Genomic DNA, 25,984 nt, shown 5'->3' with positions numbered 1-25,984 from the left:
CCCTTCGTTACTTCAGTCAGACTGATTGAGTGTGCAGCATATAGTTCACGTCTACATTATGTCCAAGTCGAAATTTATCTGTTAACGGATTGTAATGTAAACCAATAATATGTTGATCTTTCAGAGGAGTCTTATCAGTCCAATTAATCAATTCAGAAGGACGAATGAATTTTTTCGCGTCATGTGTGCCTTTTGGCACCATGTTCAGAATATACTCAGCGCCAACAACCGCCACTAACCAAGCTTTCCGGTTACGGTTAATGGTTGAGAAGAAAACATGGCCGCCAGGTTTTACCAGTTTGGCACAGGCCCGAACCACAGATTCAGGATCAGGAACATGCTCAAGCATCTCCATACATGTCACGACATCATAAGCGTGCTGATGCTGTTCAGCGTGGTGTTCAACTGTTTCCTGAACATAAGAGACGGAAATGCCGGACTCCAGTGCATGCAGGCGGGCAACCTCAAGAGGCTCAAACCCCATATCCAACCCTGTCACTTCCGCACCTTCACGCGCCATACTTTCTGACAAAATGCCTCCGCCACACCCAACATCCAATACTTTTTTACCAAAAAGCCCATCAGCATGTTGCAGGATGTAGTTCAAACGCAGTGGATTGATACGGTGCAAGGGCTTGAATTCACCTTCAAGATCCCACCAACGGGAAGCAACGGCTTCAAATTTTTCGATTTCCTGTTGATCCACATTAGCATGGGCCGGAATATGTGAATCGGTGGTTTTTATGTTCATCAGCAATATCGCTCCTAGGAACTGCTTCACAGAAAACTGGTTCACAGAAAACTGATTCACAGAAAATGTAACAGTATTATGGGGATGTGTGACAGAAAGCTATTATACATGCCTTAATCTCGAAATACCCGCATCTGGTTTTTATAAAACTGTCAATTTGTGGTATAATTTAGGACTTTGAATTCGGAGTATGAGGGACAGTGGCTCCATGAGCGACATTGCCAGAGAAATCACACCGGTCAATATCGAAGAAGAGCTGAAAAGCTCGTATCTGGATTATGCGATGTCCGTTATTGTTGGACGTGCACTGCCAGATGTTCGGGATGGACTGAAGCCGGTACACCGCCGCGTACTTTTCGCGATGAATGTATTGGGAAATGATTGGAATAAACCCTATAAAAAATCTGCCCGCGTTGTTGGGGATGTTATTGGTAAATACCATCCACATGGTGACAGCGCTGTTTATGACACTATTGTTCGTCTGGCTCAACCCTTCTCCATGCGTTACATGCTGGTTGACGGTCAGGGGAACTTTGGATCAGTAGACGGCGATTCTGCGGCAGCGATGCGTTATACCGAAGTGCGCATGGCGAAAATTGCCCATGAATTGCTGGCGGACTTGGAAAAAGAAACTGTCGACTTTGTGCCTAACTATGATGGCACAGAACAAATCCCCGAGGTCATGCCAACCCGTATCCCTAACCTGTTGGTGAATGGCTCATCAGGGATTGCGGTAGGTATGGCAACCAACATTCCACCTCATAATTTATCTGAGGTGATTGATGGCTGTCTGGCTTATATTGATGATGAAAACATCAGTATTGAAGGCCTGATGGAATACATTCCCGGCCCTGATTTCCCGACAGCCGCCATTATCAACGGGCGTCGCGGCATTCAGGAAGCCTACCGTACAGGTCGCGGCAAAATTTATCTCCGTGCCCGTGCAGAAGTTGAAACTGATGAAAAAAATGGCCGCGAAACCATTATCGTCAATGAGATACCTTATCAGGTCAATAAAGCCCGACTGATCGAAAAAATAGCTGAACTGGTAAAAGAGAAGCGGATTGAGGGGATCAGTGCATTACGTGATGAATCCGATAAAGATGGAATGCGCATCGTTATCGAAGTAAAACGGGATGCCGTTGGTGAAGTTGTCCTGAATAACCTGTATTCACTGACTCAGTTGCAAGTTTCATTCGGTATCAACATGGTTGCCCTGCACCAAGGACAACCCAAGTTACTTAACCTGAAAGACATTCTTTCTGCGTTTGTTTGCCACCGCCGTGAAGTTGTCACGCGCCGGACTATCTTTGAACTGAGAAAAGCCCGCGAACGTGCGCATATTCTTGAAGCATTGGCTGTTGCACTGGCTAATATCGATCCTGTCATCGAATTGATCCGCCGCGCTTCCACGCCTTCGGAGGCAAAAGCCAGTCTGATTTCTCAGCCGTGGGAATTGGGTAATGTTGCTGCCATGCTGGCGCAGGCAGGTAACGATGCTGCTCGTCCTGAATGGCTGGAACCCGAGTATGGCATTCGTGATGGTAAATATTACCTGACCGAACAGCAAGCACAGTCCATTTTGGATCTGCGCCTGCAAAAACTGACCGGACTAGAGCATGAAAAACTGCTTGATGAATACCGTGACCTGCTGAAAGTCATCGCGGAGCTGCTGTTCATCCTGGAAAGCCCTGAACGTTTGATGGAAGTCATTCGTGAAGAACTGCTGGCCGTTAAAGAACAGTATAATGATGTCCGCCGGACTGAATTGACTGAAAACTCAGCAGATATCAATATTGAAGATCTGATCAATCAAGAAGATGTTGTGGTAACACTATCCCATCAGGGGTACGTTAAATACCAACCATTGTCCGACTACGAAGCTCAGCGTCGTGGTGGCAAAGGAAAATCAGCCGCGCGCACCAAAGAAGAAGACTTCATTGAGCGTTTGCTGGTGGCTAATACCCACGATACCATTCTCTGCTTCTCAAATAAGGGCAAGATGTACTGGATGAAAGTATACCAGTTGCCGGAAGCAAGCCGTGGTGCCCGTGGTCGTCCAATCGTCAACCTGTTGCCATTGGATCAGAACGAACGTATTACAGCCATTTTACCAGTGCGTGAATATGAAGATGGACTGAATATCTTCATGGCGACCGCAAGTGGAATTGTTAAGAAAACTAAACTCAGCGAATTCAGCCGCCCGCGCAGTGCCGGCATCATCGCAGTGAACCTGAATGAAGGTGATGAGTTGATCGGCGTTGACCTGACGGATGGCAGCAATGAAGTCATGCTATTCTCCGCACAGGGCAAAGTCGTTCGTTTCCTCGAAGAAGAGGAAGAAACTCTGGAAGATGGCACTGTTCGCGTGAAAGGTGTTCGTGCGATGGGACGCACCGCAACTGGGGTTCGTGGTATCAAACTTGCTGTAGGCGATAAAGTCGTTTCACTGATCATTCCTCGTGGAGAAGGGGAAATCCTGACTGTCACCGAGAATGGTTACGGTAAACGTACTGCCGAGAGCGAATACCCGACAAAATCCCGTGCTACACAAGGTGTTATTTCCATCAAGGTCAGCGAACGTAATGGTAACGTGATCGGCGCGATTCAAGTTGAACCGACTGACCAGATCATGATGATTACTAATGCGGGAACATTGGTACGAACCCGTGTTTCTGAAGTCAGCACTGTTGGTCGTAATACACAAGGCGTCACCCTGATCCGTACATCAGAAGACGAAAAAGTGGTTGGCTTACAACGTGTAGCTGAACCTGATGACGATGATGAGGATGAGAATGACAATACAGCCTCTCCTTCTGTTGAAGGGCATGCTGAACCAGAAGATAAAGAGTAATACGTTTTAATTTTATTCTTATCTTGTTGCATACCATCAATAATAGAGCAGGCATTTCGGTGCCTGCTTTTTTTGCATGATCTTTTGACCAAGCATTAAAGAGCCAAATGCTGCTTTGTATTCCCTGCTACACTAGTATATGCTGTGAACAGTTAATATTAATCATGTTTTTCGTCAGGCGATCTCTTGAGATATCTATCTTCTTTTCGGACGTCATTAAAGATATCCCGTTATCTTTTTCGGGTGCTCGGATTTATGTTATGGGCACTCGGCGCCTTGTTAACCAGCTTTTATTTGATAAATCTTTTCAATACAGTCAAAGCAGATATGCGACAAGAATTTAATTCTAACTTTGATGTTGCATTTGCTAATGTGCGGATCCTTTCCGGTATCTTGCGGGATATTCAAGTAATTGTGGAGAAAGAATTATCATCAAAGAATGATAAAGATCCAACAATTACCCTACCGCAATATGACAATATTCTGCCGTACATTCCTTTGAATTCAAATTCCGATTGTGAGCTTTTACACAAAAGCTCACATAATCATTTAGAGTCATTGGATCAATCGTTATCATTTCGGAATGACAATACTTCTCCTATACATCATGTCACCCAAATTCTTTTTGTTGATGCGAAAAGCTTGTGCATGGTGAAATTAGCCTATCGTGGCAACATCGTAGACTCTGACGCAGTTAAAAAAATGATCTATGAAAGTAGCCTGAGGGTAATTAATATGAAAGATCAGGGAAGAGAACGAGCCATCTTTACGATACAACCCGACTCAAGAGCGGATGGGGGGAATTTTTATATTTTTTCACCCGTTTATATTGATGGGCACATTAAAGGGATCATCATTATTGACCAATATCTTACTCTGGAATACTTTAAACAAGCTACATATAGACCTTTACATATCACGCTGTTAAACGAGTTTAAACAGCCCGAATTATTTTATCCGACAAAAAATATCAATAAACAGACCTCTATAAATTTCAATATGCAATCGTCTTACTTCGGTTACGATGATAATTTTACCAGCTTGTTACTACTGCGACGATTATCACCCGCTTCATTGTACGTTGCTTATTCAGTACCAATAAAACAAATTTACGTTGAACTCAAAGCCAGCCTGATTAATAGCGCCATATTGAATGTTATTTCTGCAATCGCCATTACCTTTTTTGTTTGGCGTTTTGAACGTAAAATGTTTTCTCCGGCCGAAGACAATGCAATTCGCCTTGAAGAACATGAACAGTTTAACCATAAAATTGTTGCTTCGGCTCCAGTGGGAATTAGTATTTTAAGAGTCAGTGATGGTGTCAATATTCTGAGTAATGAACTGGCACATAATTACACCCGAATGCTGACATATGAAGATCAAAAACGTATTGTCGATATCATTTGCGATAAAACCAGCAGCTATATTGATGTCGTCACCAGCGATAATAACCACCTGCAAATTAGTTTTGTACACTCACGCTATCGTAATGAAGAAGTTGCAATCTGTGTGTTGATAGATGTCAGCACCCGAGTAAAAATGGAAAAATCCTTGCAAGAAATGGCCTCAGCCGCAGAGCAAGCCAACCAGGCGAAATCGATGTTCCTTGCAACAGTTAGCCATGAATTAAGAACACCACTCTATGGTATTATTGGTAACCTAGAGCTTATCCAATCTCATTCATTGCCATCAGAATCCTCAAGATTATTGGCAACAATGAATAATTCATCATCGCTATTGTTGAAAATTATCAGCGATATTCTCGACTTCTCTAAAATAGAATCCAAACAACTAAAAATTGAACCCAGGGATTTTAGTTGTCGGGAAGTAATATCACATGTGACTTCAAATTACCTGCCTCTAATTACAAAAAAAGGGTTGGGGTTATACTGCTATATTGATGCGGATGTTCCGGATATCATCCGCAATGATCCCGTAAGATTACAACAAATCATCTCTAATTTATTAAACAACGCTATCAAATTCACAGCTTCTGGCTGTGTTGTTATTGAAATTACATCGAAACATGGTTATTTGTATATTAGTATCAAAGACACAGGGCTTGGCATTGATGATAAGTTACAATTTCAATTATTCGAGCCATTTTTCCAGATCAGCGCCAATAAAGAAAGTTCTACACAAGGCACAGGGTTGGGGCTGGCTATTTGTGAAAAACTTATTAATTTGATGGATGGTGATATTGAATTCGTTTCACAAAAACAAATTGGCAGTATCTTTTCCATCCGTATTCCTTTTTATGGCGTTAAATTTTATGCAAAACAAGTAGCTAACCAACATTCACAGCAAAAGATAGTGTTGGCTATTTGCAATGACTTCCTTGAAAGATATTTACATAATTTACTTTCACAGAATCATTTTCAAGTTACTCTATACGACGAAGAAAAAATAGATGGCACAGAATTACTTATCAGTGATCGACCTAACGATCCAACTATTTCTGTACATTATCAGATAGAAATATCAGAAAAACATATTGGTCCACCAGAACAAATACGAGAAAATTATTGGCTGCATAATACTTATGAGCTGAGTGAATTGGGTAGCACGCTGGATACTCTGCTGGCAGAACACACACTCTCATCAACCTTGCCTATTTCGCTGTCATCATCGCTTACTTCAACAAAAGTGATGAAAACTAACAGCAGCCTCAATACAGTAAAAGTATTAGTTGTTGATGACCATCCTATTAATCGCCATTTATTGGTCGATCAATTAACCTCAATAGGGTTTAGCGTATCAATGGCAAATGATGGCATTGATGCGCTTGAGTATCTCAAAAACAATTCAACAGATATTCTTTTGACAGATGTTAATATGCCCAATATGGATGGATATGAACTGACACAATACTTGCGAAACAGAGGCTATACCAAACCCATTATTGGTATTACTGCCAACGCATTGGCAGAAGAAAAACAGCGTTGTACTAATGTTGGCATGGATAACTGTTTATCGAAACCTGTATCACTGGCAATACTAAAAGAAGTAATAATAGAATATAGTAATATTCAAAGACAAATACATTAATCCATTAAATAATACATCGATTTGCTGAAAGGTAGAAAATCGGTAACGCCAACTACCGATTTTCTACCAGGAAAGATAACCTATTGGTTATTTACCAATATCTTTGTCAATCGTGACAGAAGATAAATAGTTAAGTAACGCAATATCGTTATCAACTCCCAGCTTTAGCATTGCTGATTTCTTCTGGCTACTGATAGTTTTAATACTACGATTAAGTTTTTTAGCAATATCAGTAACAAGAAAACCTTCGGCAAATAAGCGCAGAACCTCGCTCTCTTTAGGAGATAAACGTTTATCCCCGTAACCATTGGCATTTACTTTTTCCAGTAACTTGGAAACACTCTCAGGTGTGAATTGTTTCCCCTTCTGCAAAGCAGAAAGAGCTCTGGGCAAATCAGTTGGTGCTCCTTGTTTTAACACTATTCCCTCAATATCAAGCTCAAGTATAGCGCTTAAAATAGCCGGGTTATTGTTCATTGTAAGAACAATAACTGCCAATGTTGGGTAATGGCGTTTAATATATTTTATCAGGGTGATGCCATCACCGTATTTATCCCCAGGCATTGACAAATCCGTTATCAGAACATCTGCCTCTATATGTGGCAAGCTATTAATGAGTGTCGTTGAATTTTCAAATTCCCCCACCACATTAATCCACTCAATCTGTTCAAGAGACTTGCGGATGCCAAACAAAACAATGGGATGGTCATCAGCAATAATGACATTAAGGTTATTCATATTATTGGTTACCTTGTTGCAACAGCTTTGTGATAAAGGAATCAATGAGGCTGATGCTACTTTTGATTTCTACTTCATTATTGTCTGCTATGTGTTTTTCCAATGCCTCACATGATGACCTAAGAAACTCTAAATCTAACATAGCAAACGCACCCTTAAGGCGGTGTACCGTTTGCGAAAGTGATACCAAATCATGTCGTTCCATATCAGTATACAGTTTAGTAATATCCATAGGTACCGTCTCTATAAATAATTTCCTGTAATCACTGTTTTCCAACTGAATTTGATAATTTTTGAGAATATTGCAGATATCACTATCAATATCCTCACATGAATCAACATCCTCAGTGAGTTTGCATACTGGTTCAGAGCTCTCAAAAATTTCTTCTGACTCTTCTAAACTGACATTCTCTTCAATCAGAAACGATATTGCATTGATAACAGCATCAACAAGATTGTAATTGCACTGAACCAAACCGGGCTTGATCTGCTTGAACTCTAGTAAATTGCCCACTAATAATATAGTTGGTTTTTCCTCTTTGTACTGTTTATCCGTAAGTATAATATCGTATTCTTCCGTAATGTTCCCTTTGCTTTTATCGAAATAAGTTGCACCGTAATTACTGAGATAAGTATGGATGATTTTGCTGATTTCGGGGTTATTGATATCAATTAAGATCGCAATCCCTTCCAAAAGCTGAGGCGTTTCACCATTTTCATCATCATACTGTGATAAAGGCAGATTGATAACATAATGAGTGCCTAAACCCAACTTACTTTTAATATCAAGACTTCCTCCCATTCTTTTGCATAACTGGTTACATAAATAAAAAGCCATACCTGAATTGGTAGAGTACTTATCTTCTGTTGATTTGTATAGGAAAGGATAATTCAAACTGGTCAAATCCTTTTCACTCAAACCAGAACCACTATCCATGAGCTCAATTTGAATATGGTTGTCATATTTACCAGAACTATTAACGGTCAATGATATTTTGCCATAGCTGGTCGTTGTCATTGCATAGTTAAATAACAACGTGACAATTTTACTTAACGCGGTTCCATCCCCAATGAATAAAATTTCACGGGATATATTAAAATGATAATAAGTTCTCAACCCCTTAGCATTCAAAGTCGGCAGAGAGATTTTCAGGATATCTTCCAAACGCGAAGACAGAGAAAATACTTCATTCGCTGGCTGCCAATCATTAAATTCTAAGCTATTGAGCAATGAAATGTTTTCAACCCATTCAGTAATATATTTGGATTTCGCTAATAATTTATCCAGCAATTTCTGCTCATTCTCATCTTGTGATAGCTGTTTCAATTGGTCAGCAATAGCATTTAGATTCTTAACTGGGTGTTTTATTTCTTTATTAATATTCGAAAGCATTGACCTTCTGGCCTGAATACTTCTCTCATATTCCTGATGAGCAAATTGTAATCGCTTATTTGCCATGACTTCCTGATCTTTGTCTTGTAGTAAAAACAGGTAAGACTCTGGCAATAAGCTATTGCTATACATTTTCACTTCATAAATCGCCTCATCAATGGATGTTTGAATTACACCATGATGCTGTTGCGCCATAATTCTGACTTTATTCAAATCGACATGAGGCATCAACCGCTCTGCGATTTTATTACTCATTATTATTTGATTCGCAGCAAAATCGTAGAGCACCAATCCTGTGGGGATATTAGAAATAATATCGTTATTCAGAGAATCCTTAATCTTTAACTCATTGCTCATAGAGGCATTTGGTGCAATATATCGCCTACGGATATAAAATAACGCATTTAACGAAAATAAAAAGAAAAGCGATATTGAAAGCAGAAGCCAGGAATTTCTGAACAATAAATCCACAATCAGTGTTTTCAATGGAACTTGATAAGATAATTTATATGGCACGATATTAAGAGACTGGGAGAATTCCAGCCAAAAACCGTTCCATGAAACCTCAACTTTATCTGAGTTATCAGCCTCATGTGAGCTAATCGCATTCAGCCGAAAATTTGCTGGCAGCATATCAACCGGCAAAAGATTATTGATAGGCAAATCAAAGGCTATAATGGTTGTTAATTGACCAGTTACATTAAACCCAGCTTTATAAGTATAAAAATAAATATTCTCACCACGTAATACACTGATAGGCGATATATTCTCCTTTTCATCCAAAGTGATGAACTGGTCTAACATCTCAGTGCGTCTGGCATCATAATTCAGGGTCAGATAACTGTCTTTGAACCTTATTTCCGGTTTTAAGAGTGAGTGGTTCGTTATCAATAATAAATTATTCTCCTTCCCATTAAGGTAATACATCGACAAGTATTCATTGCGAGGCCCCCAGAGAATTTCCAGATAGTTAGACAATTGCTGAGCCAGTCGAATACTAAAATCGCTGTATTGACCAAAAATAATTGCATCAACGGCCTGATAGCGATTTTCTAACCAATAGACATCTGGGCCTAGTTTTAGCAACGATGGTGTCTCCTGAGAGGAGATTGGCAAAGTATTAGACTGTTCAAAGATATGATTTGTGTAGTAACGATAATCTTTAATCTGCAATCTCATCTTCTCTGTTACACTACTGATAGCATATTTTTTCTCCATCAACCAAATATCAAAATAGTTATACCCGAATAAAAATAGAGACGTAAAAAGCAAAGTAACAAATAGCGTGTAAAAACGAGGAATAGTTGAAGGCTTGATAGGTGGTTGTTTATACATTCTTGGATTAATTGCCTTTAGTATGAATATATTTTGGTCAATGCAACATCAACCCGTAGATAAATAAGCCAGAATACCTAGTTTATACTAGCAGGTTAGCAAATCAAAAGGCCATTAAAGATCAAAGATTGAGCAAGCAGTAAAAAAAACGGCTTTTTTTTTCTTTAGGGGCTAGACACATTAAATCGATATAGGCATAATCTCGCGCCATGGAAGGATGGCCGAGCGGTCGAAGGCAGCGGTCTTGAAAACCGCCGATGGGAAACCATCCTAGAGTTCGAATCTCTATCCTTCCGCCAAATTTCGCCGGCTTAGCTCAGTTGGTAGAGCAACTGACTTGTAATCAGTAGGTCACCAGTTCGACTCCGGTAGCCGGCACCATACAAGAACCCGTTATTTCCCGTAACCATCCGGTGAGATAGCGGGTTTTTACTTTCCATTTTCAGGCAAATTAACATTAACGCCCTGCATCTGAATGCGCTTCCTTTTCATCTTTTAAGCTGCTGCTGTCTGGCTAATCACATATTTTCTATACCCTATGGAATTGACTTCCTTATTCCCACACTACAAATTAAAGTCTGTTAGGCGCTGTTGGGTATAGTTGTATCTTTTAGATAGAACAAGATTGAGGCATGAAGTTATTTTATCCTCAACTGATAATAAACTAGGTGTAATTATTTATTTACATCATGTGTACCATTGATTTGACAGCCATAAGTCATTCATTTAACCTGCTAATCTTATAACTATTTTTTCAACATATTTCAGAAACGAGGGTAGCGTGAAAAATCGCACTGTTGGCAGTATTTTTATCGTTGCAGGAACGACGATTGGAGCCGGGATGCTGGCAATGCCATTGGCAGCAGCAGGTGTGGGGTTTGGAACCATATTTGTTATGCTGCTCGCCCTTTGGGCATTAATGAGTTATACCGCGCTCCTGCTCGTAGAAGTTTATCAATATAATAAGTTTAATACTGGGTTGGGGAGCATCGCAAAACGCTATCTTGGTGTTGGCGGGAAAGCATTAACGGGTTTCAGCATGCTTTTCCTGATGTACGCCCTGACAACAGCCTATATTAGTGGTGCAGGAGAATTACTGTCAGCCAGTCTTTCTTCATGGTTAGATAAGCCCATTTCTATCTCTGCCGGGATTATCATTTTCACCGTTATTGCTGGCGGGGTCGTCTGTATCGGTACCCACTCCGTCGATTTAATTAACCGCTTACTGTTTACCGCTAAAATCGTTTTTCTGGTCGTTGTACTTGGTGTGATGATGCCCCATGTTGATAAAATCAACCTGATGTCCATGCCGGTTGAACAAGGGCTGATATTATCCGCCATTCCGGTCATTTTTACTTCATTCGGCTTTCACGGAAGCATACCAAGCATTGTTGCCTATATGGGGGGAGATACCAACAAGCTACGGAAGATTTTTATCATCGGCAGTGCTATTCCTCTGAGCGCCTATATCCTGTGGCAATTAGTGACTCTCGGTGCCATCTCTTCAAATACCTTTGTTGATATTCTTGCACAACAGTCTGGGCTGAATGGCCTGTTGGCAGCAGTCAAAGAAGTTGTCGTGTCACCCAAAATCGTCCTTGCCGTCCATCTGTTTGCGGATCTCGCTCTGGCGACTTCATTCCTTGGGGTTGCTTTAGGTCTGTTTGATTACCTTGCTGACCTTCTGAAACGCAGCAATCATGCGAAAGGACGGTTACAGACAGGATTGATAACGTTTGTTCCTCCATTGTTATCCGCACTGTATTACCCTAACTTTGTTATGGCACTGACATATGCTGCCGTTGCCCTTTCCATTCTGGCGCTGTTATTACCTTCCCTGTTGGTTTGGCGCAGCCGTCAGGAAAATGAGGGTGGATATCGTGTCAGGGGAGGGAAACCGGCTTTAGTCCTTGTCTTCTTGTGTGGGATTGCGATTATTGCAATTCAAATTGGCATTGTGACAGGAATACTGCCAAAAGTCGGATAATTTCTATCCTGTTTAAGATTATCCGCCTCTGTTATATCGAGGCGGATAATCTTGAAGATACTGATTTAGAAGCTTAAACCTGCACCAATGTAAAAACCATCAGAGACTTTATTACTGCGGTTACCATTTTTTCCTTTTATATCAATAACACGATAACCTACATCAACAGTCAATGGCTTAATAAGCGTGACACGCGCTCCCCCTGCGGCCTCAGTGTAAGAATCCACTCCTGACGTTAAGCCTGATGGCGCACCATACGCCTCACCATACAGGGACAAAGAAGGTATTACCGCCCAGCTTAGGCCAACGCCACCAGCCAATGCAGCCCCATTTTTCCCCTCTTTTGGTGACAGATAGAGTGCCTTACCACCAATACTTGCCGTAAATGGCCCAACAGGTAAGCCGAAAGCGGCACCTAAACTACCAAGTTGACCATTATGATCACTGCGAGTCCAATTACCATTAAAAGATAGCCCCGCGTTTTTATCACCAATCCCTACAGATGTACTGGTGTTGTGCTTTCCCATTTGTACATCCATGGAAATAGCGTTTGCTGCACCAGTCAAAAAGAGCAAACTGGCTGCGCTGATAGCAATAAGACCTTTCATATTTTTCTTCTCTCTTCTCAATTGGTGAATGCCAATACCACTTAAGATATTTTACTGAAATCAGAGAGACGCCTATAGATAGCGAATGCAATGAAACCTCTATATTTATCAAGATATGTAAACATTGCGACTATTTACCATCTACATTATTAGAGGCAGTGGTTTTTTCTGCTACCCATTGTTTAACCTGTTGGCGTGAAACCTTTATCCCGCCATCTTTTAACTGTGATGGTAACAAATAGTAAGCTACAGGGATTTGGAACGCAGCGAGTTTATCCGAAAGCCACCCACTCAGAGTTTCTATCAGTTCAGGATATTTTGTTTCAATAACAGCCACAGGGCGATGACCGAATTCAACATCAGGAATGGGAACAACAAAGCTTTGCTCTATCTTTGGATGTTGATTAATTATCCCCTCAATATCTTCCGGCTGGATGCCTTCACCACCACTGAAAAACTGGTTATCGAGACGTCCCAGGATCCGTAACTCTCCCTGCTCAAATACACCTCTGTCACGAGTAGCAAACCATCCTTCTTTATTTGTCAGTGGGTTCAATTTCCCATCAAACCAATAACCACTTGCGATACTGTCAGCACGGATCTGTATTTCTCCATCCACCAGACGAATAGATTTTCCCGGAAGCGGGTTCCCGACACCAGACAAGCCATCAGCTCGTTTTACACAGACAGTTGAAGCCATTTCTGTCAGCCCATAACCACACCAACAGCGTATGCCCAACTGTTCAGCCCGTTGGGTCAGAGTTGTTGGTATCACAGCGCCTCCCAACAGGACTTCTTTTAATGTTAACGGATGCGTAAGAGGCTGTTCCAATAAACGCCAAAGCTGAGTCGATACAAGTGAAGCATGGGTACAATCAGATAGTGCACGCTCCAATGGATGCAAATCCCGCAACACCAGTTTTGCCCCTTGTTGTAACCAACGCCAAAGAATTCCCTGACCGGAAACATGAAATAAAGGCAGAGACAGCAACCAGCTATCATCTGGCTGAAAATTCATGCAGGAAAGAATACCTTGTGCACTGGCAAGATTAGCGCCGATGGAATGTACTGCGGCTTTGGGCAATCCGGACGATCCTGAGGTCAGAATCATGCTGGCGGGGCGTCCAATTTTCCATGATACGGTTTCCCATATTATCGGTTGTTCGGGTATGGATGACCGTTTTTGTTGCCAATCGAGTTCCTTGACCTGAATAACCGGAGAAGGTGAGCCTGTAAAATCCACGCCATAAGAGATGTTGAGATGAGGCAATAATTCTGCCAACAACCGATCGGGGAGTTGAGGATTAAGGGGCAATACCCTTGCCCCACATTGTAAGGCAGCCAGATAACACAAAAGAAGCCCGCCACTGTTTTTTCCCCTGAGGATCACACCACTGCTTTCAGAAAGCCCCTGTTGGTGAAAATGGGTAGCAATGGCATTGATGTTCTTGGTTAATTGCTGCCAGTTTAATTGCTCATCATATAACTGAATGGCTTGCTTTTGGGGATGAGTCGCCGCCCAATACTGCCACGGCCACTGAGTCCATTCTATGACTGACATTCATGGCTCCACACTGTTTCCAGCTTATCCAGCGTCACAAAAGGAATTGCGCTATCAGGCCAACAACGAATGAGTTGGGATTGGATCAGATCCAGTGTATCCAACCCCGGCAGTGTGTCTGGTGTCAGCCAATGCGCCAGACGAGCCAACTGCGTCAGACCAAAACTGGTTTCAATACTGGAGCTAACCACTGCGTCTAAACCGAGCTGATGCGCTTCAGAGATCAACTGCCGACAACGGGCAATACTACCTACCAATGTCGGTTTAATGATGATGGCAGAAACCCCTTCTTGTGCTTCCACGATGAAATCGTCTTCCCGTACACTTTCATCCCATGCAATAGCGATCCCTGTTTCACGGGCAAACGCCAAAGATTCTTCACGGGTTTTGCAGGGTTCTTCGAGGAAAGCAATCCTCTGGCGATAATCAGGATTGACATATTTAGCGAAACCCTCTGCTTTGGCCGGTGTCCAACTACGATTAGCATCCAGCCGTAGCTGAAGTTCGGGAACCGCTTCCAGCATCACATTCACTACCATGCCATCGCGTACCGCTTCATATAAGCCAACCTTGACTTTGGCTATCTTTTGACCTGCCATATTTCCCAGTCGCAGAATCACATCGTCGGGATCGCCCGTGCATAACGGCGCCTTACGATAATCGGCTTCCTCCGGCAATTCTCCCCGCAACTCAGCCAATGCACAGCTGAGACCAAAAGCAACGGATGGAAGCGCGCTTTCTTCTGGCTGAGAATATTGGCCTTGGTTCAGGCACCGATTCTGGCACCATTGCTGCAACCATTCTACGACAGCGGTTTTAGCCTGTTCGAGGGTTTCATGGCTAAATTCTGGTAACGGGGATATTTCCCCCCAGCCATCCCGCCCGTTTTCCTGTAAATGAACCAGAAATCCATCACGGGTCTTTAGGCGTTGATAACGTAAGATAACGCCTGCCTCCATTGGCAGGCTGAATCGATATAAAGTCGCTTTACGCATTATGGATTACGCTTGAATTTACCGAAATCCGGGTGGCGTTTTTCGTTGAAGGCATTGCGCCCTTCCTGCCCTTCTTCCGTCATGTAGAACAACATGGTGGCGTTCCCCGCCAATTCCTGCAAACCAGCCTGACCATCACAATCGGCATTCAGTGCCGCTTTCAGGCAACGCAACGCCATTGGGCTATTTTCAAGCATTTCGCGGCACCAGCGCACTGTCTCTTTTTCCAGCTCGGCATAAGGCACGACCGTGTTAACCAGTCCCATATTTAATGCTTCCTCGGCATTGTACTGACGGCAAAGGAACCAAATTTCGCGGGCTTTTTTCTGCCCTACGATCCGCGCCATATAAGATGCGCCCCAGCCGCCATCAAAGGAGCCGACTTTAGGGCCAGTCTGGCCGAAAATGGCATTATCCGCAGCAATAGTCAGGTCACACATCAAATGCAGCACATGCCCGCCACCAATGGCATAACCTGCGACCATAGCAACAACCGGTTTTGGACAGGTACGGATCTGGCGTTGAAAATCCAATACGTTCAGGTGATGTACTCCGCTGTCATCCTGATAACCGCCGTAATCACCACGAATTTTCTGATCCCCTCCGGCACAAAAAGCCTTTTCTCCCATTCCCGTCAGAATGATAGTGCCAATTGCATCATCGTAACGGGCATCTGCCAGCGCCTGCATCATCTCTTTGACAGTCAGAGGACGGAACGCATTGCGTACCTTCGGGCGATTAATAGTAATCTTAGCAATCCCATCTGTAGATTTATGGTAGAGAATATCTTCAAGCCCTTGAGAACAATCTCGCCATTCAACCGGAGCGTATAGTTTTTCTTCGCTTGGATAACGCATTATTGAATTTCCTTAACCAAAGAGTGATAAAAAATGGTTCACTGCGGCAGAAAAAGCCGCAGGATTGCCATGGTGGGAATTATGTCCAGCCTGTGGAATGATTTTTAACGGCAATGTGTATTGTCTGGCTATGCTCTGAAATTTATGATCATTTTCCCCACACAGATAGGAGAAAGGTATTGTCATTTGCTGTAGATCAGGAATCAGGTAAGGTTGAACACCCAAAGACGTATTTTCCAGCATGTCGGCAATGTTTTTTCCTCTGTTTTTACTGCGACGATGAATAAGCTGCTTACGTTGTGCCATCGTTAAGTCAGCGAATATTGGTTGTTGATACCAATCAGCCAAGGCAGCCTCTATCGGTTCCTGACGAAAACGCTGTGCCCAATGCTGATCATGCTGTAACCTCACATCGCGATCCTTTTGGGAAAGTAATCCGGGGTTTCCCCCTTCCACCAGCAATCCCCTCAACCCCTTATGCTTACCGTGAGTCGCATGATACATAGCAAGGCGTCCTCCCAGCGAGTAACCAATCAGGCAATAATCATCAATCTGATACTCAGATAAGGCCGCACTCAGCAATTCCTCTATCTCAGTAAAACCTCCTGCCACCGTAATACCGACAGAATGACCGTGACCCGGTAGATCAATAACCAATGAAGGATAGTGCTTACAGGCATCCACCGTAGGCAACCAATCGTCACCTTTGCCCAATAGACCATGCAGCCAAACCAGCCATGTTCCCTGATTATCTGAATGAAACGTCTGACAATTCAGTTTCACAGCATAGCCACCTGTTCCAGCAGTGCTTGTAAATTCAGCGCTCCATCACTGCCCGCTACTTTTAATTCCATCAATGTTGTTCCTTCACTCTCCCATGCCAGCCTGGCGTGTTGCTTTAATTCCGGCCAATTTTCTGGCGCAGCATAGTTCAGGCCAAACATGGCCGCAGCATGGTCAAAATTAACGTTTTGCGGCATACAATAGAAACGCTGATGTTCTTCCTGCGGTGTTGGTAGCAATGAAAAAATTTGCCCGCCATTATTATTCACGATAATCAACAGCATGGGAGTGGAAAGATGGCGCAATAAAGCCAGACTATTCAGATCATAGAGAGCAGAGAGATCACCGACAATTGCCAGTGTCGGTTTATTGGTTGCCCTTTGTACACCCGCTGCGGTTGCAATTAATCCATCAATTCCACTCGCACCACGGTTACTGTAAACAGGATAACCCGCTGGTAGCTGCCCCAGGGCATCAATCAAACGTACAACCAGACTATTGCCGACAAATAGTTGTCCCTGTGCCGGTAACAATTGATGCAGTTGATGTGCCACTGCCGCCTCACTGAATTTTCCTGCTAATGTTGTTTCAACACATTTAAGCGCTTTTCTTGACCATAAATTTAATTCATCAGCCCAAGGTGTTCGGCGATATGCCGGATGCTCCCGCAACCAATCAGCCACATGGCAATTAAATTTACGGCCTTGGTGATTTGCCGGATCAAGCCGGCCTGCAACCGGATCAACAATCCAATACTGTTCAGGTTGGCAGCGACTCTGCCATTGCAACAGCCGTTTTCCTGTCAGGCTGGTACCAAATTGAATCACCAGTTGCCCCTGAGACAAAATCTCCTGTGCCCGATGATGATTCAACCACAAATCAGCGCACGGTAAAGGTTGCCCTGTTTGAGACAGCACATCGCCAATCAATGGCCAACCCATTTCTTTTGCCCACTGTGCGACAAGTTTGCCCTCTTCAGCGCTCATCCTGCCGGCCAGTACAATTCCTTTCTTTTGTCGCCAGTGATCCCAATCTGCTACCTTTGCTGTAGCAAGCATCTCTGTCTGGATCAGCCAAGGTTCATGTCCCTGCCACCATTTCCCCAATGTTTGCTGCCAATCCTGATACTCCGTCATATCATGACCATACAAGGGCTCAGCAAACGGGCAATTAATATGCAGTACCCCTTGTTTCAGATTTGACATCCCATTATCAATGGCAGAAACCAGCCAATTGGCGGGAATTTCTGTGGTTGGGCGGGGCAATGCAAGGGCCTGATCAGGATGAGAGGCAAAAATGTCTGTCTGACGGATCGCCTGATTCGCGCCACAATCGATCAATTCTGGCGGCCGATCCGCAGTGAGAAACACCAATCGTTCTCCCGTCAACCCAGCTTCAATCAAGGAAGGATACAAATTAGCCACCGCTGTTCCTGATGTTACAATCACTGCTACAGGTTCTTTACTTGCTTTTGCCAGTCCCAGAGCCAAATACCCCAACCCACGTTCATCGAAATGCGTATGGTGGATCAACTTATGATTTTCTGCAGCGGCCAATGTCAATGGTGTTGAACGGGAACCAGGGGCGATACAGACATGACGTAATCCGTGGCGGGTCAATGCTTCCAATAAAAGTTCCGCCCAGCGGCGGTTCAGTGCGCTGTTTGACATATGATGCTCAAGAACGTCTTTTCAAAAAATGTAATAATAAAAAGATATTATATAAGTATTCTTTAATCCTAATGCCTGTAAAAACGATTTCCTTATCTTAGTTCAAGGAATTGTCATTTAGTTGGCAACAGGGAAAGAGATTCCCGCATTAAAAAATGAAATTGCGTAACAAAAAAGATAAAGCCAGTCATAAAAAAACAAATTATGACTGGTTTTCTGATTGGGAAGATTTAAGGATAGACGAGATTTAATGTTGCAGTTGCATTGGCCTTACCAGCCGTAATGTGATTATCGATCTGGATATAACGCGCCTTGAAAGGAACAGAGTAAATTCCATTCATACCGTTACCTAATTTGACTGATGTGTTGAATACGATAGGTTGATCCTGATACAAAACCTGAAGGCCAATCCCACTCGCTGAGTTTCTGTCATGGTCAAGTCCCAGAATATCCCCCGCCTTGCCCTGAATAATCGGATTCCAGACCAATTCAATAGGGACATTGGCATTGCATGCCAAATCAATGTCAAAATGGCGTTCTCCCGCCGTGCTGTTAACCCCCGAAAACTGTGCACTTCCTATCTTGCCCATTGAAATACGAATATTCTTTTCTTGCAGGGAACAAGCGGGCGTAATAAAGCGTATTTTACTGAGAGAATAGGAATATATAGCTGTTCCTGCCAGACGTGCCGTGATCACACCATTTTTTATTATGCCAGAACCCGTTTCAGATTTTGTTTTCACAAACTCTATTCTGGTTTCATTCGGCTGGTCATTGAACCTGATTCCTATGCCGGGTACGCCCGAATCATGAATACCCCCGCTGATATTCGTCAAGCTAAAGGGATACCCCGTGAACTCCCATTCTATCTTCTCCGAATCATCACAATGGAATTCATTCCTGTTCACTTGCCTGACGGGATAAGCGCCAATGACTTCACCAACCTTAGTTTCCCGGTTAACCAGGAATTGGCCTTCACTGATGGGAATACTTTCGGCCACAGGATTAATGTCAAAACGACAGGAACTTGTATGGCTGTAAGCCTTAGTTGACAGAATTATCAGCACACTGCTGACTGCCAATAGCAACCGATATTTTTTATGGGCGCATATCTTATGGGTGAATGTCTTATGGATGATAAACATAGATAAGCCTGATCCTACTCGCAATTCATGTCCAAGGTGTACACGCCAGATTGAGGTCTTTCTTTCGGTAAATGTAATTAACCGTACAGATTTTGGTATCCAACGCTCCCCATTTGACCTGTAACCTGCCACTATCCGGCAGTGCCGTGAGATAAACCTGCCCTTCATTGCTGACAATCGCGCTATTGTTTTCACCACTTTCATTTGATTTTCCCAGAGTGGCCTTGACGCCAAAAGGTACTGGCCTGCCATGATAAGTCAGGTACATCAATGCTCTATTTCCCATTCGTGTCTGAAAGCGGGCGAGCACAAGAGCGCCTTTTGTTGGCACGACCGATTGTGTATTCACATCAATATCGACATCATCGGCAAATGAGTGTGGTTCCAGTGCGACTCGGTTTTTACGATAACTACTCACATACGGTACAATCGCATAGCCGTTCCAGTCTGTAGCTACCGCAGTATTGTTAGTAACTTTGATGCCTTTTGCACCTTCTGCCTGAACCAGTACCGCAGCATCACCGAATTCTTGCGATAAAGTCACCCCATAAGGGTGAACGGCAATGCCTCCATGAATGCCGTAGTTTAGCTGTTTGCTATCATATTGCTGTTTGTTCGCATATTGATAATTATAGCCAGCATTAATCCGGCCATAAGCTCCCTTGTATTCCCCATGAATATTGCCACTCCCGCCTTCCCCTTTATTGACATGGCTCTGTTGCAGACTGTAGAACAAGTTATTATCTTCAAGCACTGTCCCATTCAGGCTGACTTGCTGGGAAACGCGGTCATTCCTGTTGAGACTGACACTATAATTAGCCCAACTGTTTTTCAGCCAGCGATCAAGAGGCACGTGGATACTGAATGCGAATATTTGATCATGCTCATCAGCATGTGGCCGCAAGTTATAAGAATAATTCAGCCCATAATTGATCCCTTGATGACTGACGTGATAAGCCGCATTCAGTGAACGCTCACGACCATTTTGTTGCCAATAATCCTGCTGCAACGCCATAACATAAATCTCACCCAAATTGCCTAATGTTTGGTTAAATTGCAGCTGCAACTTGCTCCTGGGATTAAAATGCGCAACCAATCGGCGGCTATCCCCAAAGCGATTAGCATCAGCAAAATCATAAAATCCTTCCGTTGAATAGCGATAACTCGCCAATGTCAAATGTGTTCCGGTCAGTGAAAAATCTTTCTCATACCGCAAACGATAAGATTGTCCGGTGGACTGTTCGCCGGATGCCAATTCAGTTTTGGCATGGGTAATATCAAAAGAAACCGCCCCGATATTTCCCAAATCCACACCAGAACCTAACAAAGCCGATTGGTAGTCAGGGGATAAAAGAGTACCACCGTAAGCAGTAAGCCTATTATGAAGGCCATAGGTTAATGTCCCCTGAGAAAAATAAGGTTTGCGACTGTGACTACCGGCAGAACGATAACGCCCCATTGCCAGTGAATGCCTGACGTTCCCCTCCCGTAACATAATAGGTGCGGTTGTCATTGCCTGAATAAACTTGTGCTCCCGACCATCAGCCTCTTTGATGATAACTTCCAGATCACCACTGGAAACGGTTGGATAGAGATCGCTAATTTCAAATGCTCCAGAAGGAACATAGGTCTGGTAAATAACATAACCATTTTGTTTAACCGTCACTTGCGCATTACTTTGCGCAATACCCCGTACGACAGGTGCAAAACCTCTCTGGCTATCCGGCAACATATTCTCATCAGACGCAAGTAAAAACCCACGAAACTCAACATTATCAAACAGATCACCAGAGGTGAAACTATCACCAATCGTCAACTGCCCCTTAAGAGGATGAATATCACGCTGCAAATATGTGCTGAGGCTTTTCCAGCTTTGGTTTGGATCAGAATAAGTCGAATTATTACGTAAACGCCAGGCTCCCCAATTAACCCCTGATCTTAAATTCAGATAATTATTCTGTGTTGAATTACGTTGATACTGCCAATTTGTAGAACCACTATAGCTGTAATTAATCAACAATGTAGTTAAACCCTGATCCCACAGTTCAGGAGAAATATAATCTCTGTAGTGATAATGCAATGCTGCCTGAGGAACACTGATATTTAACCTCTGTCGATTAAAATCAAAATCTGTACTGGCCGACGGAATGTATTTACCGATATCTGTAATCACTGTTTCCGGTGGTAATTCAGCTAACTCAGGAAAAGAATTAACCTTAATTCCCAAATCCTTCCATTCCCTAAGGGTGATTTTTGGCTGTAACCTGCCATCTTGTAAGATAAAATCAATATTTTCTTCACTCACCTCTTTTTTATTCAGAAAGACATTCACCCAATAAACACCTGAAGGCTGAAGACCAGACTGAAAAATTGAGAGATCAACATCTTCAGGCAAGTTCCCGCCAATTTTCAGAGCATGGATATTAAATTTATGTTCCGCATACGCAGTGAAATAACAAAGAAAATTTCCGGCTATTACCAACATGCAAAATAAAAACTTACCCTTCCTGCCACAATATAACATTCTCGCAGGATTACGATTGATATTCTTTGACATATTTTATTTTCTAACAATATGAAGAGATCATTAACAAACTAAAGATCAGCAAACTCAGCCTGCGTTATACCGCCATAATCATTGATAACTTTCCAGCTCACTTTTTTGGCATTTTTGAATGGCAAAGGCCAGCTTGATTGGCTGAAAGGCTTAATCATTCCTGCACGTCTGATATCATGATTATCCACATTAAGCGATGAAAAAGAGATAAAGTAAGGGGTCGGGTTTTCGGCCAGTAATAAGCCACTTTCTTGCTTGAATTTTATTTCTTTATAAGCAGTTACTGCCTTTTCTTTCAGTTCCACGGGGCGATAAAACAGCTTTAAACGTGAGTTAACGATAATCTGCAACTGGTTTGAGGTGGGATCGGAGCTTTTCGTTTCAGGAATAGACTTAACATTAAGCCAAAATACAGATTCCCTATCCATCGGCAACTGATTGCCAACTTTGACAATACGTAAAATATTTTCATTATTTGCCGGAAGCTGAAATAGGGGAGGTGTCACAACAAAAGGGGTTTTTGTTTTATCATTCTCATCTTGTATCCAGCCTTGAATGAGATAAACAGCTTCTTTTTCAGGGTTATTAATAGAAATAGAAACTTCTTTTTTATCACTTAAATAAACAATTCGGGTTCCACCAATAATGACACCTGCCATTGCAACATTACAACCAAGAAAATATAAAAAAACATAAAAAAACAAACGATAACACGACACGGTCTTTTCTCCGCCCAATCATGATTAGTCATATTCAATTAAATAACCGAGCATCCTTGCTGGGTTTTTATACTCTTCATTTTTCAGGTTGCAGATTAATTGACAGTTCCGCAGCCTGAAATATTGTGGATATATAATATATGGAATATCGGACTATTAATTATAGGCTACTGTAAAGTTAGTCACAGCATTAGCAGAGCCAGGACCAACTTTTTCTTTAGTAGCAACATATTTAGCAATAAATCTTAATTCTTGATCAGCGCCTTTATGAAGGAGATTTTGTTCAGAAGCTCCCGCGACAGAAACACGAGATTGAGTATCTGCTTCATAAATGCCAATAGCGACACCCGTTGCAGCGTTGTCTACTTTAGTCAAAGATAAAAGATCTCTGTTATCACTATCACTTGGGCCATCAAACTTAATAGTAACATTCTTCTCTTTCATATCTGCCGGACAATCAACCAATTTAATCTGGAAGCTTGTTGGTGCAGCAGTGTCATTTACCTTTTTAAACGCATCTGCACTAACGACGCCCATCTCAACAGTTTGATCAGCAGAGTCACCATGAACCTTACAAGCATTCTGTATTACTTCTCCTTCAAATTTAATTGTCCCATTAGCTGCATTTGCGGTTGCAGCAAATAATGAAGATACAAAAAGAGAAGAAATAAGCAGCTTAGATTTCATTTAAATTAAACCCCATTAGTCAATATACAAAAAAATCCCCTCGACTGATTACAGACGATATGGAAATAAGTTCACCTACTTGATAGACCGTTTCAATGCGACACATCACGCATCTACAGCAATTGCCTTACATCCAAATAAAACAGGCTTTACCCCCTTACGTGGCCTTGTAAGGTTTGTTCGCAAATTTCGAATAAGACGAGATCATAATAGCGGTTATCTGATATAGATCAACATTATAAACTGAATCACATATTGATTTGGAATTTTATTCTGTAATTTTCCTAAATGTTTACTAAATGACATTATATATAGATGAAATCAATGAATATCATGCTAAAAATTAAGAAATTAAAAAATAATATATAATTAGCAAACTAATAATTATTATCATTCAATAGATTTTGACTATGGTTTATTTTCCAAACCAGAATAATTTACATAGTTATATTTTACATATATAACAAAACACCTTCGTAATTATTTTATTCTTTTTAATTCAACTAAGTAGTAATAGGGAGAAAGAACCCTATACATAAAAACAAACCCATTATTTGATTTAAAAATAATCAGAAAAATATTTCTCGGATGATTGGATATCAAATAATTTATTTCTTAATTGATTACATCAATGATTATAGTAACGCTGGAAACAAAATTATTTTACTAATAATCGGGTTCCGGTTAATTAAAATAGATCCAAAATTTATCGATGTGCCCGATGGATTTCAATTGACTAACAATGTACATAATCCCGCAGCCTTGTTTTCTATTTCGATCCATTCCTGTTCCGGATCAGAGTCAGCAACAATACCCGCCCCTGCATATAACGACAGCAGGTTGTCATAAATATGCGCGCAACGTAATGAAACGGCAAATTCACTCTGTTCCAAACATAAATACCCCGCAGATCCAGCGTACCAGCCACGATTGAAAGGTTCATTGTCTGACAGAAATTGCCGGGCTGCTTCACGGGGTAAACCTGCAACGGCGGCGGTTGGCTGCAAACGACGCAGGCAATCGCTATCACATACATGGCTCAGTACGCCACGAATGTGCCTGCGCAGATGTTGGACTTTCCTTAAGCGGATCACATCAGGCGGAGCAACATCCACTGAAGCAACACCTCCTTGCAGACGCTGACAAATATCATCAACAACAATCAAATTTTCATGCTGGTTTTTTTTATCTTCCAATAACCATTGCGCCAATTTAGCGGCTTCCTGATCATCTTCAGAATTTGCAACAGTTCCCGCCAATGCTTCGGTACAAAACTGCAATTGATTTCGGTAATAAAGCCGCTCAGGTGTCGAAGCAAGAAAAGCATGGCTGGCACTAAATGCAAGCATGAAATGATAGCAACGATGGTTCACTCCACGACTGGCAGCCATGAATTGTGCAGCCTGCAATGGAGAATTTAACGTCAGTTCAGTTTTTCGTGCAATGACCACTTTTTCCATTTCACTTCTGGTGATGGCCTCCAGTGCCTGTTTCAACAGAATATTCCACTGCTCATTTTCAGGCACATGTTTTGCCTCTAAAATGGTCGTTTGTAGTGGCAGGAAAGGTTGGTGCGGAAGAAGTTGGCGGAGAAACCGGCAGGCACTTTCAATATCGGCTTTTCCATCAACGTTAATGTATAACCGATTTTCACCACGATGGCGACGCAATTCCAGCCTCGGCAAAAACAGATAGCTTTCTCCACCCGCTATATTTTCGTGCTTATCCTGCCATACATTGTCATGGCAAAAATAACTATGGTGACAATGTTCAGAATCCACCTTATCCCACGCATTCAACCCCCACAGCCGCATTTGCGAAACCTGCTGATATTGCTGTAGAAATTTTTCGGCACCCGCAATATTACTGAACAAGCGAATTTGCCCACATACGACAACTTCTTCATGACCATCCCGGTGTTGCCAATAAAACTGCGGATAATGGGGCTGGACAGAAAGCCATGCCAGCCAATGAACGCTACTGCCAGCCGGCAATGTGAAGGAGAATGATTGAATGCCAATTTCACTAACATTTCCGGCATTAAGGTATTCGCATACACCCGCGATGACATCAGCAGTTTGATTCACATCTTTCCCCATTAACAACATGATAAAAAAGAATTATACGAACCATCAGAAATTATGAAAGCACTTATCGTTTATGAGGTTTTTTTAACCATGCCCACATATATAACTTTTCAAAATGGTAGGAGTGTCAAAGAAACTCAGTCCAAATTTTGCGAGTTTTGATTTTCCAGAAACAAAAAGGCAAAAAAGAGGACTGAGTTATGCTTATC

17 protein-coding genes and 2 tRNA genes are annotated in these 25,984 nt (G+C 42.3%); 5 read left to right on the top strand and 14 right to left on the bottom strand.

The features are described 5' to 3' along the window. Nucleotides 1-16 precede the first annotated feature (16 nt). Nucleotides 17-751 carry a bifunctional 2-polyprenyl-6-hydroxyphenol methylase/3-demethylubiquinol 3-O-methyltransferase UbiG gene (ubiG, locus tag AAC854_RS06965; protein ID WP_340616460.1) on the bottom strand — a complete coding sequence of 245 codons (735 nt, stop codon included), beginning with the start codon at nucleotides 749-751 and terminating at the stop codon, nucleotides 17-19. A gap of 208 nt (nucleotides 752-959) precedes the next feature. On the opposite strand from ubiG, the gene gyrA reads away from it, so the two are divergent. After that, nucleotides 960-3,605: a DNA topoisomerase (ATP-hydrolyzing) subunit A gene (gyrA, locus tag AAC854_RS06960; RefSeq protein WP_340616459.1), complete on the top strand. Its 2,646-nt coding sequence runs from the start codon at nucleotides 960-962 to the stop codon at nucleotides 3,603-3,605. A 186-nt stretch (nucleotides 3,606-3,791) separates the two neighbouring features. Beyond that, nucleotides 3,792-6,653 carry a two-component system sensor histidine kinase RcsC gene (gene rcsC / locus AAC854_RS06955; RefSeq protein ID WP_340616458.1) on the top strand — a complete coding sequence of 954 codons (2,862 nt, stop codon included), beginning with the start codon at nucleotides 3,792-3,794 and terminating at the stop codon, nucleotides 6,651-6,653. Nucleotides 6,654-6,740: 87 nt separating this feature from the next. Here the strand turns inward: rcsC and rcsB are convergent, their stop codons facing one another. Beyond that, a complete protein-coding gene (gene rcsB / locus AAC854_RS06950; protein ID WP_187653347.1) occupies nucleotides 6,741-7,391 on the bottom strand; it encodes a response regulator transcription factor RcsB in 651 nt (216 codons plus the stop codon). A gap of 1 nt (nucleotide 7,392) precedes the next feature. Next, nucleotides 7,393-10,119 carry a phosphotransferase RcsD gene (rcsD, locus tag AAC854_RS06945; RefSeq protein ID WP_340616457.1) on the bottom strand — a complete coding sequence of 909 codons (2,727 nt, stop codon included), beginning with the start codon at nucleotides 10,117-10,119 and terminating at the stop codon, nucleotides 7,393-7,395. Between the two features lie 211 nt (nucleotides 10,120-10,330). Here rcsD and AAC854_RS06940 point away from each other — a divergent pair. From AAC854_RS06940 to tyrP, 3 genes are all read left to right on the top strand, one after another. Then, a tRNA-Ser gene (locus tag AAC854_RS06940) sits at nucleotides 10,331-10,418 on the top strand. Nucleotides 10,419-10,424: 6 nt separating this feature from the next. Continuing rightward, nucleotides 10,425-10,500 (top strand) — tRNA-Thr (locus AAC854_RS06935). A gap of 400 nt (nucleotides 10,501-10,900) precedes the next feature. Next, a complete protein-coding gene (tyrP, locus tag AAC854_RS06930) occupies nucleotides 10,901-12,106 on the top strand; it encodes a tyrosine transporter TyrP (RefSeq protein ID WP_340616456.1) in 1,206 nt (401 codons plus the stop codon). A 65-nt stretch (nucleotides 12,107-12,171) separates the two neighbouring features. Here tyrP and AAC854_RS06925 read toward each other — a convergent pair whose 3' ends face one another. The 11 genes from AAC854_RS06925 to AAC854_RS06875 form a co-directional block, all read right to left on the bottom strand. Beyond that, nucleotides 12,172-12,714, bottom strand: a complete 543-nt coding sequence (locus AAC854_RS06925; RefSeq protein ID WP_340616455.1) for a YfaZ family outer membrane protein — start codon at nucleotides 12,712-12,714, stop codon at nucleotides 12,172-12,174. Between the two features lie 130 nt (nucleotides 12,715-12,844). Continuing rightward, nucleotides 12,845-14,275, bottom strand: a complete 1,431-nt coding sequence (gene menE / locus AAC854_RS06920; protein WP_340616454.1) for an o-succinylbenzoate--CoA ligase — start codon at nucleotides 14,273-14,275, stop codon at nucleotides 12,845-12,847. Further along, on the bottom strand, nucleotides 14,263-15,270 hold the full coding sequence (gene menC / locus AAC854_RS06915) for an o-succinylbenzoate synthase (protein WP_340616453.1): 1,008 nt from the start codon (nucleotides 15,268-15,270) through the stop codon (nucleotides 14,263-14,265). The genes menE and menC overlap by 13 nt, the downstream gene beginning before the upstream one ends. Beyond that, nucleotides 15,270-16,127 carry a 1,4-dihydroxy-2-naphthoyl-CoA synthase gene (gene menB / locus AAC854_RS06910; RefSeq protein ID WP_340616452.1) on the bottom strand — a complete coding sequence of 286 codons (858 nt, stop codon included), beginning with the start codon at nucleotides 16,125-16,127 and terminating at the stop codon, nucleotides 15,270-15,272. Before menB ends, menC begins: the two co-directional genes overlap by 1 nt. Before the next feature lie 12 nt (nucleotides 16,128-16,139). Continuing rightward, entirely contained in the window at nucleotides 16,140-16,910 is a 771-nt protein-coding gene (gene menH, locus AAC854_RS06905; protein WP_340616451.1) for a 2-succinyl-6-hydroxy-2,4-cyclohexadiene-1-carboxylate synthase, read from the bottom strand. Next, the gene (gene menD, locus AAC854_RS06900) at nucleotides 16,907-18,580 is read right to left on the bottom strand and encodes a 2-succinyl-5-enolpyruvyl-6-hydroxy-3-cyclohexene-1-carboxylic-acid synthase (RefSeq protein WP_340616450.1); all 1,674 of its coding nucleotides are present in this window, start codon (nucleotides 18,578-18,580) and stop codon (nucleotides 16,907-16,909) included. The genes menH and menD overlap by 4 nt, the downstream gene beginning before the upstream one ends. Nucleotides 18,581-18,810: 230 nt before the next feature. After that, complete coding sequence (locus tag AAC854_RS06895) at nucleotides 18,811-19,725, bottom strand: fimbrial protein (RefSeq protein WP_340616449.1); 915 nt, start codon at nucleotides 19,723-19,725, stop codon at nucleotides 18,811-18,813. 25 nt (nucleotides 19,726-19,750) lie between these two features. Further along, nucleotides 19,751-22,282: a fimbria/pilus outer membrane usher protein gene (locus AAC854_RS06890; RefSeq protein ID WP_340616448.1), complete on the bottom strand. Its 2,532-nt coding sequence runs from the start codon at nucleotides 22,280-22,282 to the stop codon at nucleotides 19,751-19,753. Between the two features lie 38 nt (nucleotides 22,283-22,320). Continuing rightward, entirely contained in the window at nucleotides 22,321-23,001 is a 681-nt protein-coding gene (locus tag AAC854_RS06885) for a fimbrial biogenesis chaperone (protein ID WP_340616447.1), read from the bottom strand. A gap of 156 nt (nucleotides 23,002-23,157) precedes the next feature. Next, nucleotides 23,158-23,688, bottom strand: coding sequence for a fimbrial protein (locus AAC854_RS06880; RefSeq protein ID WP_340616446.1), 531 nt, complete (start codon nucleotides 23,686-23,688; stop codon nucleotides 23,158-23,160). Between the two features lie 728 nt (nucleotides 23,689-24,416). Next, on the bottom strand, nucleotides 24,417-25,787 hold the full coding sequence (locus AAC854_RS06875) for an isochorismate synthase (RefSeq protein WP_422824057.1): 1,371 nt from the start codon (nucleotides 25,785-25,787) through the stop codon (nucleotides 24,417-24,419). Nucleotides 25,788-25,984: the final 197 nt, after the last annotated feature.

The organism is Xenorhabdus entomophaga (genome assembly GCF_037996725.1).
Classification (GTDB): Bacteria; Pseudomonadota; Gammaproteobacteria; order Enterobacterales; family Enterobacteriaceae; genus Xenorhabdus; species Xenorhabdus khoisanae.
The sequence above is the reverse complement of the archived record's forward strand: the minus strand, read 5'-3'. Positions and strand labels throughout refer to the sequence as shown.

Excerpts from the sequence above, each read along its gene's own strand:
- AAC854_RS06875 (WP_422824057.1), bottom strand. The coding sequence starts at position 25,787 with ATGGGGAAAGATGTGAATCAAACTGCTGATGTCATCGCGGGTGTATGC.
- ubiG (WP_340616460.1), bottom strand. The coding sequence starts at position 751 with ATGAACATAAAAACCACCGATTCACATATTCCGGCCCATGCTAATGTG.
- menC (WP_340616453.1), bottom strand. The coding sequence starts at position 15,270 with ATGCGTAAAGCGACTTTATATCGATTCAGCCTGCCAATGGAGGCAGGC.
- AAC854_RS06925 (WP_340616455.1), bottom strand. The coding sequence starts at position 12,714 with ATGAAAGGTCTTATTGCTATCAGCGCAGCCAGTTTGCTCTTTTTGACT.
- AAC854_RS06890 (WP_340616448.1), bottom strand. The coding sequence starts at position 22,282 with ATGTCAAAGAATATCAATCGTAATCCTGCGAGAATGTTATATTGTGGC.
- AAC854_RS06880 (WP_340616446.1), bottom strand. The coding sequence starts at position 23,688 with ATGAAATCTAAGCTGCTTATTTCTTCTCTTTTTGTATCTTCATTATTT.
- rcsB (WP_187653347.1), bottom strand. The coding sequence starts at position 7,391 with ATGAATAACCTTAATGTCATTATTGCTGATGACCATCCCATTGTTTTG.
- menD (WP_340616450.1), bottom strand. The coding sequence starts at position 18,580 with ATGTCAAACAGCGCACTGAACCGCCGCTGGGCGGAACTTTTATTGGAA.
- menB (WP_340616452.1), bottom strand. The coding sequence starts at position 16,127 with ATGCGTTATCCAAGCGAAGAAAAACTATACGCTCCGGTTGAATGGCGA.
- menE (WP_340616454.1), bottom strand. The coding sequence starts at position 14,275 with ATGTCAGTCATAGAATGGACTCAGTGGCCGTGGCAGTATTGGGCGGCG.
- AAC854_RS06895 (WP_340616449.1), bottom strand. The coding sequence starts at position 19,725 with ATGTTTATCATCCATAAGACATTCACCCATAAGATATGCGCCCATAAA.
- rcsD (WP_340616457.1), bottom strand. The coding sequence starts at position 10,119 with ATGTATAAACAACCACCTATCAAGCCTTCAACTATTCCTCGTTTTTAC.
- gyrA (WP_340616459.1), top strand. The coding sequence starts at position 960 with ATGAGCGACATTGCCAGAGAAATCACACCGGTCAATATCGAAGAAGAG.